The sequence below is a fragment of the Bradyrhizobium sp. cf659 genome, from assembly GCF_900113725.1.
Taxonomy (GTDB): Bacteria; Pseudomonadota; Alphaproteobacteria; order Rhizobiales; family Xanthobacteraceae; genus Bradyrhizobium.
The window spans coordinates 126,642-144,196 of sequence record NZ_FOQJ01000001.1 but is presented as its reverse complement, the minus strand read 5'-3'; the positions used below and the strand labels follow the sequence as shown (position 1 = coordinate 144,196).

Annotated in this window: 15 protein-coding genes and 1 tRNA gene; 13 read left to right on the top strand and 3 right to left on the bottom strand. The window is 64.7% G+C overall.

The annotated features are described in order from the left end of the window. Positions 1–500: 500 nt before the first annotated feature. Both BM118_RS00740 and BM118_RS00735 read right to left on the bottom strand, forming a co-directional pair. Complete coding sequence (locus BM118_RS00740) at positions 501–2,753, bottom strand: TonB-dependent siderophore receptor (protein ID WP_177233908.1); 2,253 nt, start codon at positions 2,751–2,753, stop codon at positions 501–503. A 177-nt stretch (positions 2,754–2,930) separates the two neighbouring features. Next, positions 2,931–3,440, bottom strand: a complete 510-nt coding sequence (locus BM118_RS00735; protein ID WP_092180893.1) for a MarR family winged helix-turn-helix transcriptional regulator — start codon at positions 3,438–3,440, stop codon at positions 2,931–2,933. 216 nt (positions 3,441–3,656) lie between these two features. Here BM118_RS00735 and BM118_RS00730 point away from each other — a divergent pair, with 216 nt between their 5' ends. The 6 genes from BM118_RS00730 to pepT all read left to right on the top strand — a co-directional run bounded on the left by BM118_RS00730 (position 3,657) and on the right by pepT (position 8,634). Continuing rightward, positions 3,657–4,847 (top strand): aromatic ring-hydroxylating dioxygenase subunit alpha, encoded by a 1,191-nt coding sequence (locus BM118_RS00730; RefSeq protein ID WP_092180890.1) that lies wholly within the window; start codon positions 3,657–3,659, stop codon positions 4,845–4,847. Between the two features lie 61 nt (positions 4,848–4,908). Then, positions 4,909–6,204 (top strand): spinster family MFS transporter, encoded by a 1,296-nt coding sequence (locus BM118_RS00725; RefSeq protein ID WP_092180887.1) that lies wholly within the window; start codon positions 4,909–4,911, stop codon positions 6,202–6,204. Between the two features lie 142 nt (positions 6,205–6,346). Then, positions 6,347–6,550, top strand: a complete 204-nt coding sequence (locus BM118_RS00720; protein WP_092180885.1) for a hypothetical protein — start codon at positions 6,347–6,349, stop codon at positions 6,548–6,550. 159 nt (positions 6,551–6,709) lie between these two features. Further along, a tRNA-Asp gene (locus BM118_RS00715) sits at positions 6,710–6,786 on the top strand. Between the two features lie 193 nt (positions 6,787–6,979). Next, positions 6,980–7,279: an HU family DNA-binding protein gene (locus tag BM118_RS00710; protein ID WP_092180882.1), complete on the top strand. Its 300-nt coding sequence runs from the start codon at positions 6,980–6,982 to the stop codon at positions 7,277–7,279. 104 nt (positions 7,280–7,383) lie between these two features. Beyond that, a complete protein-coding gene (pepT, locus tag BM118_RS00705) occupies positions 7,384–8,634 on the top strand; it encodes a peptidase T (protein WP_092180879.1) in 1,251 nt (416 codons plus the stop codon). 313 nt (positions 8,635–8,947) lie between these two features. On the opposite strand, the gene BM118_RS00700 is transcribed toward pepT, so the two are convergent. Beyond that, positions 8,948–9,664, bottom strand: coding sequence for a cation efflux transmembrane domain-containing protein (locus tag BM118_RS00700; RefSeq protein WP_092180876.1), 717 nt, complete (start codon positions 9,662–9,664; stop codon positions 8,948–8,950). Between the two features lie 174 nt (positions 9,665–9,838). On the opposite strand from BM118_RS00700, the gene BM118_RS00695 reads away from it, so the two are divergent. The 7 genes from BM118_RS00695 to BM118_RS00660 all read left to right on the top strand — a co-directional run bounded on the left by BM118_RS00695 (position 9,839) and on the right by BM118_RS00660 (position 17,531). Continuing rightward, positions 9,839–10,396, top strand: coding sequence for a sigma-70 family RNA polymerase sigma factor (locus tag BM118_RS00695; protein WP_177233907.1), 558 nt, complete (start codon positions 9,839–9,841; stop codon positions 10,394–10,396). After that, the gene (locus BM118_RS00690; protein ID WP_092180870.1) at positions 10,393–11,034 is read left to right on the top strand and encodes an NrsF family protein; all 642 of its coding nucleotides are present in this window, start codon (positions 10,393–10,395) and stop codon (positions 11,032–11,034) included. Before BM118_RS00695 ends, BM118_RS00690 begins: the two co-directional genes overlap by 4 nt. A gap of 574 nt (positions 11,035–11,608) precedes the next feature. Continuing rightward, positions 11,609–11,869, top strand: a complete 261-nt coding sequence (locus BM118_RS00680; RefSeq protein WP_349527633.1) for a hypothetical protein — start codon at positions 11,609–11,611, stop codon at positions 11,867–11,869. 129 nt (positions 11,870–11,998) lie between these two features. Next, positions 11,999–12,397, top strand: a complete 399-nt coding sequence (locus BM118_RS00675; RefSeq protein WP_092180861.1) for a FixH family protein — start codon at positions 11,999–12,001, stop codon at positions 12,395–12,397. After that, entirely contained in the window at positions 12,394–13,860 is a 1,467-nt protein-coding gene (locus BM118_RS00670; protein WP_092180858.1) for an efflux RND transporter periplasmic adaptor subunit, read from the top strand. The genes BM118_RS00675 and BM118_RS00670 overlap by 4 nt, the downstream gene beginning before the upstream one ends. Then, a complete protein-coding gene (locus BM118_RS00665; protein WP_092180855.1) occupies positions 13,857–17,015 on the top strand; it encodes an efflux RND transporter permease subunit in 3,159 nt (1,052 codons plus the stop codon). Before BM118_RS00670 ends, BM118_RS00665 begins: the two co-directional genes overlap by 4 nt. A 150-nt stretch (positions 17,016–17,165) precedes the next feature. Then, the gene (locus BM118_RS00660) at positions 17,166–17,531 is read left to right on the top strand and encodes a hypothetical protein (protein ID WP_092180852.1); all 366 of its coding nucleotides are present in this window, start codon (positions 17,166–17,168) and stop codon (positions 17,529–17,531) included. Positions 17,532–17,555 lie beyond the last annotated feature (24 nt).

Below are 17,555 nucleotides of genomic sequence, written 5' to 3'. Positions count from 1 at the left end.
GGGCGATCCCGATCGGTCCATGTGCGCTCGGCGGTGAGATCCGCTGTTGGGGAAGCTCACTTTATCTGGGCCGCGCGGCAAAATCCACAACGAGGACAGGCGCCCAGCGTCACCCGGGCGACATACTGGCTGCGCCTTCCTCGGAGCAGCACAGCCAGGGGAGCCGGTGATGGTCGCGACCGCGGTGCAAGAAAGACACGTATCCACAGGTGCGAAGGTCAGACGAGCCATGCATCACGACGGGACCGGGGCTCGCCTGGCGAATGCGTCGCCTGGCGCCGGCCGCGAGCGCGGCGTCGTCGACTTGCCGAGGCGTCGCACGCGCCGCGCTCGCATGAGCTCCGGGCCGGGGGGCATCGCCCGGGAGCTCATCGATCTCCCGATGGAAGGTCAGCGGTATCAGTCAGCGAAGCAGACAGACCGGTCGAGATCAGGCTGGTCCGAGGCCGGACAGGCGCAGCTTCACGATGGCCTGCCCTCGCCTGTCCCCGTCGTTTGCCTCACCATTTGTAGGAGACGCTGGCGGTGATGCGCCGGCGGTCGCCGTAGAAGCAGGACGTGGCCGCCGCGCAACTTGCGACATAGATCTTGTCGGTCAGGTTGATCACGTTGAGCGCCGTGCGCCAGTTCTGCCATTCGTAGTGGAGCGCGAGATCGCCGAGTACCACTGCGGGAACCTCGAGGGTATTTGCAGCGTCCGCCCAGGACGAGCCGACATAGCGGACGCCGCCGCCGAAGCCGAACCCCGTCAGCGGCCCCTCCTTGAAGGTGTAGTCCGCCCAGCCCGAGACCAGCATCTCAGGCGTGTTGGTCGGGGTCTTGCCGACCAGCGCCGGGTTGAGATCCTTGCTGGTAAACAAATGATAGGCCGTGAAGGCGCCGATCAGCTTCAGCTCGCGCGTAGCGTTCGCCACCGCTTCAAGCTCGATGCCGCGCGAGGTCACCTCGCCGGTCTGGTTCTGCAGCAATGAATTCGACGGATCGGTCGTCAGCGCGTTCTGGCGCTTCAGGTCGAAAGCCGAAACCGTGAAATAGCCATCGAAGCCCTTGGGCTGCACTTTCAAGCCGACTTCGGCCTGCTTGCCGGTTTCCGGCAAGAGCAATTGGTTGCTGGCATTCAAGCCAATGACCGGGTTGTAGCTCGTCGAATAGGAGACGTAGGGCGCGATGCCGTTGTCGAAATTGTAGATCAGGCCTGCGCGTCCGCTGAACCTGCTGTCGTCGCGGCTGGCAACCGTGGCGCCCGTAAAGCGGTTGTCCTGGGTGGTCTCGACCCAATCATTGCGGCCGCTCAGCACCAGCGTGAAATTGCCGAGCTTCATCTGGTCCTGGAGATAGGTGCCGGCCTGCTTCTGCGTGATCCGGAAGTTTCGGAACGGATCGCCCGCGAACGGAATGTCGCTCAATCCGTAGGTGGGATTGAAGACGTTGATCGAGGGCACGCCGCCCCCGAAGAGCTGGTAATCGTCGATCTGGTAGCCCTTCAGGTCGACACCGAACAGCATCGTGTGCTTCACCGGGCCGGTGCCGAAGCGATACTCCAGCTGGTTGTCGAGATCGGCCTGGTTGGCGGTGTTCTTCGCATACCAATTGTAGCGGTTGAGCGTGGCCGTGTTGACGTCGGCCCAACCATTGCCGACGTAACCGCGATACGTCACGTCGACATGGGCGAAGCGCGCATTCTGCCGAAACGTCAGATCGTCGGTGAGGTTGCGCTCGAACTGGTAGCCGAGCATCTCCTGCTCGCGCGTGAACTTGTCGACGCTGGGATCGCCGGCGAAGAAGCTGGTCGGGATCTTGCCGAAGGGGGCGTTGGTCACCGTGCCCTGGTAAGGCAGGAAGTTGATGCCGCGGGTTTCCTGCCGGGAAGCGGAGGCGAGCACCGTGAACGTGGTGTCGGCATCCGGCTTCCAGGTGACCGACGGCGCGATGAAGTAGTTGTTGTCCGGCGTGAAGTTGACCTGCGTCGGGCCGTTCTGGACCTGGCCGACGACGCGATAGAACAGCTTGCCGTTCTCGCTCTGCGTCGCGACTGGCCCGCCGACATCGAAGCCGACATAGGCATTGCCGAAATTGTTGACGCCGGTCTCGACGTAGCGGATCGGCTCGGCCGGCGGCATCTTGCTGATGACGTTGACGATGCCGCTCGGGCTGGACCCGCCATAGAGCACCGCCGACGGACCGCGCAGCACCTCGACGCGCTCCATGTTGGGGGTCTGGAGCTTCCAGCTCGCATAGGACGTGTAAAACAGCTGCATGCCGTCGAGGAACAGCCCGACGTCGTCGGACTTGAAGCCGCGGATCAGCCACCAGTCGTTGCGCGTATCCGCGCCGAAGGTCCCTGCCCGCACGCCGGCGGTGTAGCGCAGCACCTCGTCGAGCTTGTTCGGCTTCTGGTCGCGGATCTGTTCCGCGCCGATCACCGAGACCGCCTGCGGCGTCTCCATGATCGGCGTGTTGGTTTTCGTGCCTGACGAACTGCGACCGGCGACGTAGCCATTCACCGGACCGCGCGGCGTCTCGACGAAGCCGACATTGCGCTGCGGTTGCGGCTTGTTGCGATTGGCGGCCTGCACCGATCGCCGCGGCGCGCTACGCACGGCCGAAGCCGGTGCGCGGCGGCGCGCCTCCGGCGCCGTGACGGTCACCGACGGCAGGCTCTGTGCGCCACTCTGTGTAGACGATTGTGCGAGCGATGCCTGCGGCACCAAGACCCAAGCGGACGCGGTCGCCAACACGGCCGACCGCAGCATTCCAAGACTGTTCAACGCGCCACCCCAAAGCTGCATGTTTGATGCATCACGCCGCCTGTCCCGGGACGGCATGCGCTTACAGGTGACGCTTATGTGAGGGCGCCCGAATTCGCTAATTGAAAGCTTCTTAGAGAGACTCTTAGAAACGATCCAATATTTCCAGGGATTTCCGAGACATCAGCGCGAATTCTTTTCGGCCTCGAGCATCTCGGCGGCAATCGCGCTGAGCTGATCGATCTGCCGCAGCAGCGCGTCGAGCTCGGCTTCGCTCAGCTGTTCCAGCAGGCGTCGGTTGCGCTCCTGCGCGCCTCCGACGATCGCATCATGCGCGGCACGGCCCGTTGCGGTCAGCGAGACCAGCACTTCGCGGCTGTCCTTCGGATTTGCCGACTTCGCGATCAGCTTGCGCGACACGAGGTTCGCCAGCGCGCGGCTGATCTGTCCCTTGTCCTGGCCGACGGCCTCGGCGAGCCGCGCCACGCTCATCGGCGGGCGCCGACCGAGCGAGGCGACGAGACCGAACTCGACCGAAGACAATCCGGTGAGGCGCTTGTAGCGGAGGATGGCGCCGCGCTTGAGCAGATTGGCGAGCACCATCAGCCGCGACGACAGCATGACGGTGATCGGCGCCGGCTCGCTCTCGTCCGCCTCGGGCGTCGTCCACCCGTCCCTCGGTGTCTGGTTCATGATCCACCTGTGCCAAGAAAGCGGTGGCCTGCCAAGCCTAAGTCCGAAGCAAGTCCCAAGCCCAACTCCGAAGCTCAAGGCAGGCCGCCTCCCCACCTCATCCGAATGCGACTAAGAGGCATTTGGAAGATCGTTGACATTGTCATCGAATTATTTTTCACTGCGGGCAAGGCATCAAAAAGGCCAGCCAGCACGGCCCACAGCGGGAGGACCAGCATGACCATCACCCAGCGGGATCGCGATCTCGGCACGGCCTATGCGATGAAGCCGGCGCAGACGCGCACGGAGCTCACCTCGGTCGTGCGCGGCACGCCGATGGGCGAACTGCTCCGCCGCTACTGGCACCCGGTCGGGCTCGTCGGTGATGCCACCGACACCCCGAAGAAGGTGCGCGCGCTGGGCGAGGATCTGGTGCTGTTCCGCGACAAGCATGGCCGTACGGGTCTCCTGCACGCGCGCTGCTGCCATCGCGGCACCACGCTCTACTATGGCAAGGTCGAGGAGGACGGCATCCGCTGCTGCTATCACGGCTGGAAATTCGACACCGAGGGCCACTGCCTGGAGCAGCCCTGCGAGCCCGACGGCGGCCAGTTCAAGGACAAGGTGCGCCAGCCCTGGTATCCGGTCGAGGAACGCTACGGGCTGATCTTCGCCTATATGGGCCCGGCCGAGAAACGCCCGGTGCTGCCGCGCTATGAGTGCCTGGAAAACATGGACGACGGCGAGTTCGTCGAGGCGGACGATTCCTCGATCGGCGGCGGCGGACCGGCAGTCATCCCCTGCAACTGGCTCCAGCATTTCGAGAACGTGGTCGATCCCTACCACGTGCCGGTGCTGCACGGCTCGTTCTCGGGCCCGCAGTTCACCAACATGATGGCCTCGATGCCGGAGGTGAAGTTCGACAAGACACCGCGCGGGATCGCCGTGCGCTCGATCCGCAAGCAGGATGACGGCAAGGTGTTCTATCGCGTCACCGAAGCCGCCCTCCCCACCTTGCGCGTCGTGCCCAATCCGCGCGTGGCGCAGTTCGCCCGCGTCGAGTCGATCGGCTGGACACTGCCGATCGACGACACGTCCTTCCGCATCTACGTTGCCGGCCGCGTCAAGACATCAGGCGACATCGGCCGCATGCGCTCGAAGTTCAACGGAAAATTCTGGTGGGACATGACCGAGGCCGAGCACCAGCAATTCCCGGGTGATTACGAAGCCCAGGTCGGCCAGGGCGAGGTGACCGTTCACTCCGAGGAGCATTTCGGCCAGAGCGACCGCGGCATCCTGTTGATCCGGCGCATGCTGACCGACCAGCTCGACGCGATGGCCGCGGATCGCGACCCGATCGGCGTGTCGTTCGACGCAAGCGCAGCGCCGGTCGAGTTCGAAGCGGGGAATTACATCCGCGACGCGTGAAGCAGCCAGCTCCAATCAGGGCTGGACCGACAACGATAACAAAGACAAATTGGGGGAAGCGATGGTCGATGTGACGTCACAAGTGTCGGTGCAAACGACTGCTGCGGCAACGCCGTCGGCGCGGCGCTATTACGTGCTGGGGCTGCTCACCATCATCTACGCGCTGAACTTCCTCGACCGCACGATCTTCAACGTCCTGATCGAGCCGATCAAGAAGGAGTTTCAGCTCAGCGACACCATGATGGGCCTGCTCGCAGGCTTCGGCTTCGCGCTGTTCTACTCCCTGCTTGGCATCCCCATCGCGCGCGTCGCCGACCGGCTCAACCGGCGCAACATCGTGGCCGTGGCCTTCGCGTTCTGGAGCGCGATGACGGCGCTGTGCGGCGCGGCCTCGAGCGTGACCTCGCTGGCGCTGGCCCGCATCGGCGTCGGCATCGGCGAATCCGCGGGCTCGCCCGCCTCGCAGTCGATCGTCGCCGATCTCTTCGCCAAGAACGAGCGCCCGCGCGCGCTCGGCATCTACGCCATCGGCACCTATCTCGGCGTCTTCCTCGGCTATTTCGTCGGCGGCTACGTCAACCAGCACTATGGCTGGCGGATGGCGTTCTTTGTCGCGGGCTTGCCGGGCATCCTGCTCGCATTGGTGCTGTGGCTGACGATCTCCGAGCCGAAGCGCGGCGCCATGCAGGAGAGCTTCGTGCCCGAGCCGCTCGGACCGACGCTGCGGTTCCTGGCCTCGCAGCGGAGCTTCGTCATCGTGCTGATCGGCTTCTGCCTCACCACCTACACGAACTATTCGACCGCGGCGTGGATCCCGCCGTTCCTGGCCCGCGTGCACCATCTGTCGAGCGCCGAGATCGGCACCTATGCCGGCACCTTCAAGGGGCTGGCCGGCATGGCCGGCACCCTGCTCGGCGGCTTCGTGGTGGCGCAGGTGAGCCGCAGCGACGACCGCTGGAAGCTGTGGGCGCCCGCGATCACCTCGGGCCTCGCCGGCCCGGTGTTCGCGCTGTGCATGCTGACGCAGGATTTCGCGATGATGGTGGCGATGCTGGCGCTGACCTCGTTCCTGGTCGGCTTCCACCTCGGGCCGATCTTCGCGATCGCCCAGACCGTGGCAAAGCCGAGCATGCGGGCGCTGGCCTCCGCGCTGATCGCGCTCACCGCGACCTGCTTCGGCCAGGGCGTCGGCCCGCTCGCCGTCGGCATGGTCAACGATGCCCTGAAGGGGAGTTACGGCGCCGACGCCGTGCGTTACTCCCTGCTCTCGGCGGCGGTCACGACCACGCTGGGCGCCCTGCTGTTCGTCTGGGCGGCCCGCACGATCCGGAACGATATCGGCCGGGCCGCGGCCTGAGGCCGGCCCGCATCCCGCCGCCCGGTGAAGCCAGCCGGGCGGGCAGATGAAACCATTTTGCGGAACCCGCGAAACCATCCGGAAACAGACGGTCCTTAGAAGAAGAGCCATAGACGGCGGCCAAGCCCGTCGGGAGGCTCAGATGAACCACTCAATTCACTCTGCTGATCGTGCGACCCACCTGAAGATCGTGGTGGTGGCGCTGGTGGCCGGCATTGCGGTGGCCGGTTTCGGGATCGCAGCTCGCACCAATGCCGATTACAGTCAGACCGCCCAGTCGACCCACGTGGTCAAGGCTGGCAAGCCGGTGGTGGTGACGAGCGCGGGCACGTCGGAGCTTCGCTGACACGCCCTGTTCCGGGCTGACCATTGGCCGCCTCCGGGCGGCCTTTTCGTTTTCCAGAGCAATGCTTAGCCGATACGTCCTGACGAAGCGCAACGTCCTTGACTTCAACAGGTCCGGCCTTTAAGTCCCCCCTCGTTCCGCGCGCTTTCAGCGAACCACGCGGGAGTAGCTCAGTTGGTTAGAGCGCCGGCCTGTCACGCCGGAGGTCGCGGGTTCGAGCCCCGTCTCTCGCGCCATTTTGGCAATCCCTTCATAATCTTAGCCTGAACTCCTCGATGCCTTGCGCGGCTGTGCCGGCGGTCGGCTGGAACCGGGGCATAGTCAGCCTGCGCCCGAATCGTCTAGGCCTGCCAGGACTTTGAGGGATCCCCCGCATTTGCCCGATTTTTCCGGGGCTTCCCTGTCGATGGACATCCCAGGAGGCCAGACATGGCGAAGAAGGCAGCCGCTCCCGCCACCATCACCCTCAAGCACCTCGCCGCCGAGATCGCGGAAAGCCAGGACCTGTCGAAGAAGCACGCCGAGGCCGTCCTCACCGACATGGTCGACCTGATCACCAGGCACCTGAAGAAGGGCGACCGCGTCCGGATCGTGGGGCTGGGCATCCTCCAGGTCCGCAAGCGTGCCGCCCGCACCGGCCGCAATCCCGCCACCGGCGAGCCGATCCACATCAAGGCCAGCAAGAAGGTCGCGTTTCGCCCGGTCAAGGAACTGAAAGAGGCGATCTGAGGCTACTTTTCGTTAAGCCTGATCCGCGCCGTTCCGGCCGCATCAAAGCCCCGCTTTTCTGATATACCGCCTGCATCCCCAAAGACCCGGCGGTTTGACCAGAAATGTCCTCCCTCACCTTTTCGCATACCGTGACCGAGCGCTTCCTGCGCTACGTCACCATCGACACCCAGTCCGATCCGGAATCCCCTAGCGCGCCCTCGACCGAGAAGCAGAAGGATCTCGGCCGCGTTCTCGTCACCGAGCTGAAGGCCATGGGCGTCGCCGACGCCCATCTCGACGACTACGGCTACGTTTACGGAACGATCCCGGCCAACACCGACAAGAAGGTACCGGTGATCTGCTTCTGCTCGCACATGGACACTTCGCCCGACGTCACCGGCAAGGACGTCAAGCCGCAAATGGTGAAGAATTATCGCGGCGGCGACATCACCCTGCCGGGCGATACCAGCCAGGTGATCCGCTTCACCGAGCATCCCGCGCTGAAGAACCAGATCGGCAACGACATCATCACCACCGACGGCACCACGCTGCTGGGCGCCGACAACAAGGCCGGTGTCGCCGAGATCATGGATGCCGCGTATTTCTTCATCAACAATCCCGATGTGAAGCACGGCACCATCAAGATCCTGTTCACGCCCGACGAGGAGATCGGCCGCGGCGTCGACAACGTCGACATCAAGAAGTTGGGGGCCGATTTCGGCTACACCATGGACGGCGAGAGCGCGGGCTCTGTCGAGGACGAGACCTTCTCGGCCGACGGCGCCACCATCACCATCAACGGGGTCAGTGCCCACCCGGGCTACGCCAAGGGCAAGATGGAGCACGCGATCAAGATCGCAGCCGCCATCGTCGAGCGACTCCCGAGGGAAGGCTGCTCGCCCGAGACGACGTCAGGCAAGCAGGGCTTCCTGCATCCGATCAGCATCGACGGCGCGCTCGAGCAGGCGACGCTCTCCTTCATCGTCCGCGACTTCACCGAGGAAGGCCTGAAGGAGAAGGAGGTCCTGCTCGAGAACATCGTCAAGGACGTGATGAAGGACTATCCGCGCTCGACCTACACGTTCGAGGTCAGGGAGCAGTACCGCAACATGAAGCAGGTGATCGACCGTCATCCGCACATCCTCGAATACGCCATCGAGGCGATCCGCCGCGCCGGCCTGCGGCCGATGCGCACCGCGATCCGCGGCGGCACCGACGGCTCGCGCCTGTCGTTCATGGGCCTGCCCTGCCCCAACATCTTCGCCGGCGAGCACGCGTTCCACTCGCGCATGGAATGGGTCAGCCGGCAGGACATGGAAAAGGCGGTGCAGACGATCGTCCATCTCGCCATGATCTGGGAGGAGAAGGCGTAGGCACGCCGCTAATCCCGGCAACGGGCGCAAAAGCCTCCACGACGTCATGGCCGGGCTAGTCCCGGCCATCCACGTCTAGCCACGCAGCACCGAGAACGTGGATGCCCGGGACAAGCCTGGGCATGACGACCTCTGTGCGATCGCCCCGATGACGGGTGCAAAATAATTCCAAGCCCCATGGAACGAGCCGGCGCGGGGCGCGTTGGTGATGCAAGTCCCAAGGATGAAGATTGTGAGCACAAAAGGCCTCAGCCGGTCAGCCCCGGGCTGGGGCCTTTCCGCGTCTCGATTGGCGCCCGGGACTAGCCTGCCCTCAGGCCGTCGCAGCAGCTTGGCCGCCGCGATACTCCGCCCACGCTTGCCGCAGGATTTGCAGAGATGAAGTGAGGAAGATTCCTCCCATCACGGCGGCAACAGCCAGATCAGGCCATGCCGTCCCGGTACCGAACACGCCAACGGCAGCAACCATCACGATGACGTTGCCGATCGCGTCATTGCGCGAGCAGAGCCATACCGACCGCACGTTGGCGTCGCCGTCCTTGTAGCGCGCGAGCAACAGAACCGAGGTCAGATTCGCCGCCAGCGCGGCCAAGCTCATCGCTCCCATCAGCTCCGCACGGGGAAGCCCCAGGACCAGGGTCTGATAGACCGTTGACCCGAACACCCAAGCTGCCATCGCGCTGAGCGACACCCCCTTGAACAGTGCGGCGGTGGCCCGTGTCTTGAGGCTCGCGCCGATGACCGAAAGGCTCAAGCCGTAGGTGACTGTATCGGCCAGGAAGTCGAGAGCATCGGCCTTGAGAGCCTGCGAGCCGGCCAAGTGGCCCGCCGCCATTTCGCTCACGAACATCGTCGCGTTGATGGCGATGACGGTCCACAGCACGCGCTTGTATCGCGGATCGAGCCCGTCGAAGACCGGAACGCCTGCCGAGCAGCAATCGGCGCAGCCCGACGCGGCGACTTCCTCCACGTGGAGTTTGGCGGCTTCCCCGCAGCACGCGTCGTGCGCGCAGCAAGACTTTTCAGGCATTCCGGGCTCCCTCTCGGCGTGCCATTTTACCATGCGCCCGTAACGATAGCGATCTTCTAAGCGGACCACTCTCGATCGGTCCCTCGCACCGTTTCCCGTGGAGGAGGAAAATGAGAATCTTGCGAACTGACTGTAACCGAGTCGGCAATACGACCGAACTATAGCTATGTGGGTATGACGTCTCCGGAAATTGAACTGAAGGCACTGATGCTTGCCAGCCAGGACGGCGATGCGGTTGCGCATCGGGTGCTGTTGGAGCGGTTGAGCCGCCACTTGCGCGCCTATTACAAAGGCAAGCTCGCGAAAATAGGCCGAGGTGCAACGGAAGCCGAGGATTTGGTTCAGGAGGCCGTGTTGGCTATCCACATCCAGCGTCACACCTACGATCCGCAAGAGCCGTTGACACCCTGGGTACACGCAATCGCGCGCTACAAGCTGATCGATTTCCTGCGCCGAAACCGGGCCTCGGTTGCCAATGTGCCGATCGATGAGGCGGGCGACGTCATCGCGAATGACGATCACCTCAGCGCCGAGAGCAGCTTTGATCTCAGGCGCCTGCTAAGGCACCTTCCGGAAAAGATGCAATGCGCCATCGAGGCCGTGAAGCTGGACGGATTGAGCGTAGCTGAAGCAGCACGGCGGTGCCGTATTTCGGAGTCTGGGGTGAAGGTCAATATTCATCGCGGGTTGAAGGCGTTGGCGGCGTTGATCACACAGAGGACGCAAACATGAAGACGGACGAGCTGATCACTGCACTCAGCATGGGCGTCGAACCGGTTAACCGGCGGCTGGTCAACCGCAGCGTAGGCATTGCACTCGCGGTTGGAATGGCTATTGCGATCGGGCTGACGTTCGTTGCGCTTGGCGTCCGCGCGGACCTGACCACGCCGCGCGCCCTGATTTTTCTCTTCCTGAAGCTCATGTTCGCGATCGGCACGGCAGGCGCGGCAGCGGTCTATTTGGCACGGCTGGCGCGTCCTGGAGGGGAGCGAAGAGTATCTCCAGGCCTCGCTGCGCTCCCGTTTGTGGCGATCCTGCTGCTTGCGGGCATCAGCCTTGGACAGGCGCCCAAGTCGCACTGGGACAAGATGGTGATGGGCAGTGAATGGCTCGAATGCCTCATTTCCATTCCGATCATTGCGATCGTCCCCTTTGCCGTCGTTATTTGGGCAGTGCGAAAGGCAGCTCCGACCAATCTGGTTCGGACAGGCGCCTTCAGCGGGCTCGTCGCAGGCGGTGTGAGCGCGGTCGCCTATGCGCTTCATTGCACCGACGATTCGCTGCCTTTCATCGCGCTCTGGTACGGCGGCACGATTGTACTGTGCACGCTCGCAGGCGCGGTGTTGGGACCACGGCTGCTACGCTGGTAGCTGCATCTCACGTCGGCGTGAGCTTGTAACCGCCGGACGGACGGCTCCGAACTCCTCATTAGAAGCGCAATGGATGCGCTTCGGAAAAATGATGGAGCCGGGACTATGTTGACGAAAAGCCTTCTCGCAATCACGCTACTGGCAGCCCTTTCCGCCAGCGCCCAGGCGGGCTCAACCATTTCCGACAGGAGCTACTGGCCGAGCGAGGCGAGGCAAGCCGCTCAATCCAGAGCAGCTATCCCGCAACGCGACCTGACTTCCGCGTTCGCCTATGATCGCGAATCCCTACCCTTGCCTGCGCCGACCGCCGGCGCATCCGGATGGCGTTATCAGGGAGGGCCCAAGTCCCGTTAGGATTGCGCAGTAGCATGGTACTCTGCGGTCGTTTGAGACGGTTAACCACCGGAGTGCCCTGCTCGCACACTTGTGAACCGGAGGGCTTTCCAGCGTTGTCCCCCTGTGACAGGGTCGCACCATGATTGCTCGTCGCATCCTCAGGCTCGTGCTCGCGGTCCTCGTGACCGCGGGGCTGATGGTTGCGCCGCTGGTGACGCCAGCGGCGGCAGGACATCCGATGGCCAGCGACATGCAGATGACCGACGCGCAAGACATGTCGGCCGACATGCCTTGCTGTCCCGATCAGCAAGACAGCAAGCAATGCCAGGATTGCCCTCTCCTCGCGATCTGCATGTTGAAGGTGTTGCAGACTGGGCCGGCGGTCGTGACGGCAACTCTCGATCCGCGTGCGCTGGAGCTGCTCCGGCCGCTCGATGATGCCATTGCCGACGGCCTTACCCGCCCACCTCCGGATCATCCACCTCGATCGATCGTCTGACCGGCGCCCCAGCGCCCGGTGAAGATGCGTGCCGGAAGCGGCACGCATCGCTGCCTGCCGTCCGGCCGCGCGTCACGTCGTTGCGCGGGGTCCCGGCGGCTCCATCAGACCCATCGAGGAATTGACATCATGACAACGTCCAAAGTTGCGCGCGCCGCCATCGCTGCGCTGATCGCCGCCGCGTTTGCGACTTCCGCACGCGCCGAAATCAAGAACTACGAATTCCAGCTCATACAGCCGACCGTCAAGGCCGGCGCCGATCGCGTCGTGACGGTGCGGCTGGTCAACAAGACCACCGGCAAGACCGTGCCCGATGCCGTGGTCTTCGCCAGCCGGCTCGACATGGCGCCCGACGGCATGCAGGAGATGGCCACCAAGGTCACGCCGGTGCCGGGCAGCGAGCCCGGTACCTACCGTTTCAAAGCCACCTTCGGCATGGCCGGGCGCTGGCAGCTTTCGCTCGGCGCCAAGGTGCAGGGCGAAAGCGGCACGGTCGAAAACAAGCTCGTCGTCACGGCCGAGCAATGAGCAAGAACCGCCTCATCGGCCCTGTCGCTGCGCTTCTCGCAGCGGCGGGCGCCGCGCTGCTTGCCGGCAGCTTCTTGCCGGCGGACGGCGATCCGATCCTGTCTGCGGCGAATGCAGCGGATGCGGCCGCCCCGCTCTATTATCAGGACCCGGACGGCAAGCCGCTCTATTCGCCGACGCCGAAGAAGACCGACGACGGCCGCGACTATGTCGCCGTGCCGGCGACGTCCGATGCTGACGAGCCCAAAGGCGAGCACAAGGCTGATCGCAAGATCAAATATTACCGCAACCCGATGGGCCTGCCCGACACCTCGCCGGTACCGAAGAAGGATTCGATGGGGATGGACTACATCCCTGTCTATGACGGCGAGGACAGCGACGACGGCTCGGTCAAGCTCTCGCCCGGCAAGATCCAGCGCAGCGGCGTCAAATCCGAACCGGCCGAACTGCGCCGGCTGCGGACGCTCGTGCGCGCCCCCGGCACGATCCAGCTCGACGAACGCCGGGTCTCGGTGATCACCATGCGCGCCGAGAGTTTTGTGCAAAGGGTCGCCGACGTCACCACTGGAAGCCGCGTGACCAAGGGGCAGTCCCTGATGGAGATCTACAGTCCGGCGGTGTCGTCCGCAGCGGCTGAATATCTCGCCACCATCACGTCGAAGACGACCGCGGGCATCGAGCCCTATGGCCGCGGTTCGCGGCAGCGGCTGGTCAATCTCGACGTTCCCGAGCCCGTCATCGCCGAGATGGAGAAGAGCCATGCGGTGCCGATCACTATTCAATGGTCGTCGCCGCGCGACGGCATCGTGCTCCAGCGCAACGCGATCGAGGGCATGCGCGCCCAGCCCGGCGACGTCCTGTTTCGTATCGCCGATATCTCGCTGGTGTGGGCCATCGTCGACGTCGCCGAGCGCGACCTCGGCGGCATTGCCGTCGGCCAGCCCGTGACGGTGCGGGCGCGCAGCTATCCCGGCCGGGATTTTGGCGGCCGGATCGGCGTCATCTATCCACAGGTGAACAAGGAGACGCGCACGGCCCGGATACGGATCGAACTCGCCAACGCCGATCTCACGCTGCTTCCCGACATGTATGTCGATGCCGAGATCGATACCGGCAATCCGGCGCCGGTGCTGGTGGTCGCCGAAAGCGCAGTGCTCGACACCGGCAGCCGCCAGGCCGTTCTGGTCGAGAAGGGACAGGGCCGCTTCGAGCCGCGCGAGGTGAAGCTCGGACGGAGGGGGGACGGCTATGTCGAAATCCGCGACGGGCTTGCCGAGGGCGATACGATCGTCACCTCCGCCAACTTCCTGATCGACGCCGAGAGCAATTTGAAGGCCGCCCTCAAGGGGCTCGCCGAGGGCGGCAACGCCCAAGGCGCAAACGTCCAGGGCACGAATGTCCAAGGCACTAACGCCCAAGGCACTGACGCGCACGGCGGCCACGCCATGGGAGGCAAGCCATGATCGCGCGCATCATCGCCTGGTCGGCACGCAACCTGCTGCTGGTGCTGTTCGGCACCGGCTTTGCCACTGCTGCCGGCCTCTATGCCCTGCTCCATCTGCCGCTGGACGCCATTCCTGATCTCTCCGACACCCAGGTCATCGTCTACACCGAATATCAGGGTCAGGCGCCCCAGGTGATCGAGGACCAGGTCACCTATCCCCTCACCACCGCCATGCTGACGGTGCCGAAGTCGAAGGTGGTGCGCGGCTTCTCCTTCTTCGGCGTCTCCTTCGTCTATGTCATCTTCGAGGACGGTACCGACATCTACTGGGCCCGTTCGCGCGTGCTCGAATTCCTCAACGGCGCCGCGGCACGGCTGCCGGCCGGCGTCGCGCCCACGATCGGCCCTGACGCCACTGGCGTCGGCTGGGTCTACCAATACGCGGTGATGTCCAAGGAGCTGAACCTCGCCGAGACCCGGACGATCCAGGACTGGAACCTGAAATTCGCCCTCGCCAAGGCCGAAGGCGTCGCGGAGATCGCCAGCGTCGGCGGCTTCGTCAGGCAGTACAATGTCATCCTCGATCCGCAGCGCATGCGCGACCTCGGCATCACCATGCAGAAGATGCGCGACGCCATCCGCGCCAGCAATGCCGACGTCGGCGGCCGCACCGTCGAGCTCTCCGAGTTCGAATATGTCATCCGCGGCAAGGGCTATCTGAAAAGCGTCGACGACCTCGGCAGCATCGTGCTGAAGACCGACAACGGAACGCCGGTCAAGCTGCGCGACGTCGCCCGCGTCGAGCTCGGGCCGGACGAGCGGCGCGGCATCGCCGAGCTCAACGGCGAGGGCGAGGTGGCGAGCGGCATCGTGCTCCAGCGCTTCGGCATGAACGCGCTCGACGTGATCGAGAGCGTCAAGAAGCGCTTCAGGGAGATCGCGACCAGCCTGCCGAAATCGGTCGAGATCGTTCCGGTCTACGACCGCTCCAACTTGATCAAGGCCGCGATCGAGACGCTCAGGCACACGCTGCTCGAGGAGAGCATCGTGGTGGCGCTGGTCTGCATCGTGTTCCTGCTGCATGTCCGCAGCGCGCTGGTCGCCATCCTGATGCTCCCCGTCGGGGTGCTGATGGCGTTCGGGGCGATGAAGCTGCTCGGGATCGGCTCCAACATCATGAGCCTCGGCGGCATCGCGATCGCGATCGGCGCCATGATCGACGCCGCCATCGTCATGATCGAGAACGCGCACAAGCATCTCGAGCGCGCCGAGCCCGGCCATTCGCGGGTGGTGATCCTGATCGAGGCCGCCGCCGAGGTCGGCCCGGCGCTGTTCTTCAGCCTGCTGATCATCACCGTCTCGTTCATGCCGATCTTCACGCTGGAATCGCAGGAGGGCCGGCTGTTCAGCCCGCTCGCCTTCACCAAGACTTTTGCGATGGCGGCGGCGGCGCTGCTGTCGGTCACGCTGGTGCCGGCGCTGATGGTGATCTTCGTTCGCGGCAGGATCATCCCGGAGCACAAGAACCCGATCAACCGCTTCCTGATCTGGACCTACCGGCCGGTCATATCGGGCGTGCTGCGGGCGAGGATCGCCGTGATCCTGCTCGCGCTCGGCGTGCTCGCCGCCTCGATCTGGCCGGCCGGCCGGCTCGGTTCCGAGTTCATGCCGAACCTCAACGAAGGCACCCTGCTCTACATGCCGACGACGCTTCCCGGCATTTCCGTGACCAAGGCGGCCGAGCTGATGCAGACCCAGGACCGCATCATCCGCTCGTTTCCGGAAGTCGCCTCGGTCTACGGCAAGGCCGGTCGCGCGGCCACCGCGACCGATCCGGCGCCATCGGAAATGTTCGAGACCATCGTCGACCTGAAACCCAGGGAGCAGTGGCGCGCCGGCGTGACCATCGACAGCCTGATCGCCGAGATGGACAAGGCGTTGCAGTTTCCCGGCGTGTCCAACGCCTGGACCATGCCGATCAAGGCGCGCATCGACATGCTCTCGACCGGCATCCGCACCCCCGTTGGCATCAAGGTCATGGGCACCGACCTCGCCGGGATCGACAGACTGGCACGGCAGATCGAGCAGGTGCTCAAGGCGGTGCCCGGCACGTCCTCGGCCTATGCCGAGCGGAGCCTCGGCGGCTACTATCTCGAGATCACGCCGGACCGCGAGGCGCTGTCGCGCTACGGCATCATGGTGCAGGACGTTCAGGACACGATCGCCACCGCGCTCGGCGGCCAGGCGGTGACGACGACCGTCGAGGGCCGGCAACGCTTCACCGTCAACATGCGCTATCCGCGCGACTTGCGCGACAATCCGAAGGCGATCGCCAGCGACGTCCTGGTGCCGATGCCGGGCGGCGGCGCCGTTCCGCTCGGCGAGGTCGCGAGCGTCACGCCGGCGCGCGGGCCGACCTCGATCCGGACCGAGAACGGACAGCTCGCCACCTACATCTATGTCGACATCCGCGACCGCGACCTCGGCGGCTATGTCGCCGATGCGAGGGCCGCGGTGCAGGCGAGCGTCAAGTTCCCGCCCGGTTATTATGTGGTCTGGAGCGGGCAATACGAATATCTGGAACGCGCCACCGCGCGGCTGAAGATCGTGGTGCCGGTGACGCTGCTGATCATCTTCCTGCTGCTCTATCTCAACTTCCGCTCGATCACCGAGACCCTGATCGTGATGCTCTCCCTGCCCTTCGCCCTCGTCGGCGGACTGTGGCTGATGTGGTGGCTCGGCTTCAACCTCTCGGTCGCGGTCGCGGTCGGCTTCATCGCACTCGCGGGCGTGGCGGCAGAGACCGGCGTGGTGATGCTGATCTATCTCAACCAGGCGCTCGCCGAGGCCAAAGCACGCTGCGCACGCGCGGGCCGCGCCCTGACGCGCGACGATCTCGACAAGGCGATCATGGAAGGCGCGGTCGAGCGCGTCCGCCCGAAGATGATGACGGTTGTTGCGATCATGGCCGGCCTGCTGCCGATCATGTGGAGCAGCGGAACGGGCTCGGAGATCATGCAGCGGATTGCCGTGCCGATGATCGGCGGCATGATCTCGTCGACGCTGCTGACGCTGATCGTGATCCCCGCGATCTTCGGGCTGGTGAAGGGCTTTGGGCTGCGTGCCGGCGATGGGGTTATCGCGTCGGAGCAGATTCCGGAGGCCGCCGAATGAACGCGTAACCGCCGTATGTTGCCGAGCCGGTCGCAGTCGCATCGTGAGGTGCGGCTGCGACGTTGAGTTCCCCACACGTAACATTATTGCGGGTCGACACTGTTCCCGCCGCCATGCTAGGCCAGCCGAACCGACAGCGAGAATGAATTCGTGCTCCTGAACCGCCGGCCCTTCAGACTGAGCTACACGCGCAACTGGCGTGGGCTCGTGGCTGTGCTCGTCGCGGTCATGTATCTGCTCTCGGGCGCGCTCCACGGCGCCCACGACATCGATGTCACCAGCCCGTCCGGCGGCTCGGAGATCGCCTCGATGCTCGAAGACGGCGCGGCCGACCATGGCGATCACAAGGCGCTTGCCGGCCATCATTGCCACGGCTGCTTCTCCCTCGCCGTCGTGCAACCGGTGCAACCGGAAGCCACGGCCGACGTGATGGCCGCGCCGGTCCAGCAGCGGCAGCCGGCGCTCGCCGGCATCGCGCCCGATACGGACTCTCCTCCCCCCAAGCACCTGACCTGAACGGATCAGCCGGGCGCCCCATCG

Bases quoted from the DNA above. Each gene is read 5' to 3' on its own strand.
- BM118_RS00670 (WP_092180858.1), top strand. From the start codon at position 12,394: ATGAGCAAGAACCGCCTCATCGGCCCTGTCGCTGCGCTTCTCGCAGCG.
- pepT (WP_092180879.1), top strand. From the start codon at position 7,384: ATGTCCTCCCTCACCTTTTCGCATACCGTGACCGAGCGCTTCCTGCGC.
- BM118_RS00695 (WP_177233907.1), top strand. From the start codon at position 9,839: ATGACGTCTCCGGAAATTGAACTGAAGGCACTGATGCTTGCCAGCCAG.
- BM118_RS00710 (WP_092180882.1), top strand. From the start codon at position 6,980: ATGGCGAAGAAGGCAGCCGCTCCCGCCACCATCACCCTCAAGCACCTC.
- BM118_RS00675 (WP_092180861.1), top strand. From the start codon at position 11,999: ATGACAACGTCCAAAGTTGCGCGCGCCGCCATCGCTGCGCTGATCGCC.
- BM118_RS00690 (WP_092180870.1), top strand. From the start codon at position 10,393: ATGAAGACGGACGAGCTGATCACTGCACTCAGCATGGGCGTCGAACCG.
- BM118_RS00725 (WP_092180887.1), top strand. From the start codon at position 4,909: ATGGTCGATGTGACGTCACAAGTGTCGGTGCAAACGACTGCTGCGGCA.
- BM118_RS00730 (WP_092180890.1), top strand. From the start codon at position 3,657: ATGACCATCACCCAGCGGGATCGCGATCTCGGCACGGCCTATGCGATG.
- BM118_RS00735 (WP_092180893.1), bottom strand. From the start codon at position 3,440: ATGAACCAGACACCGAGGGACGGGTGGACGACGCCCGAGGCGGACGAG.
- BM118_RS00740 (WP_177233908.1), bottom strand. From the start codon at position 2,753: ATGCTGCGGTCGGCCGTGTTGGCGACCGCGTCCGCTTGGGTCTTGGTG.
- BM118_RS00680 (WP_349527633.1), top strand. From the start codon at position 11,609: ATGGCCAGCGACATGCAGATGACCGACGCGCAAGACATGTCGGCCGAC.
- BM118_RS00665 (WP_092180855.1), top strand. From the start codon at position 13,857: ATGATCGCGCGCATCATCGCCTGGTCGGCACGCAACCTGCTGCTGGTG.
- BM118_RS00720 (WP_092180885.1), top strand. From the start codon at position 6,347: ATGAACCACTCAATTCACTCTGCTGATCGTGCGACCCACCTGAAGATC.
- BM118_RS00700 (WP_092180876.1), bottom strand. From the start codon at position 9,664: ATGCCTGAAAAGTCTTGCTGCGCGCACGACGCGTGCTGCGGGGAAGCC.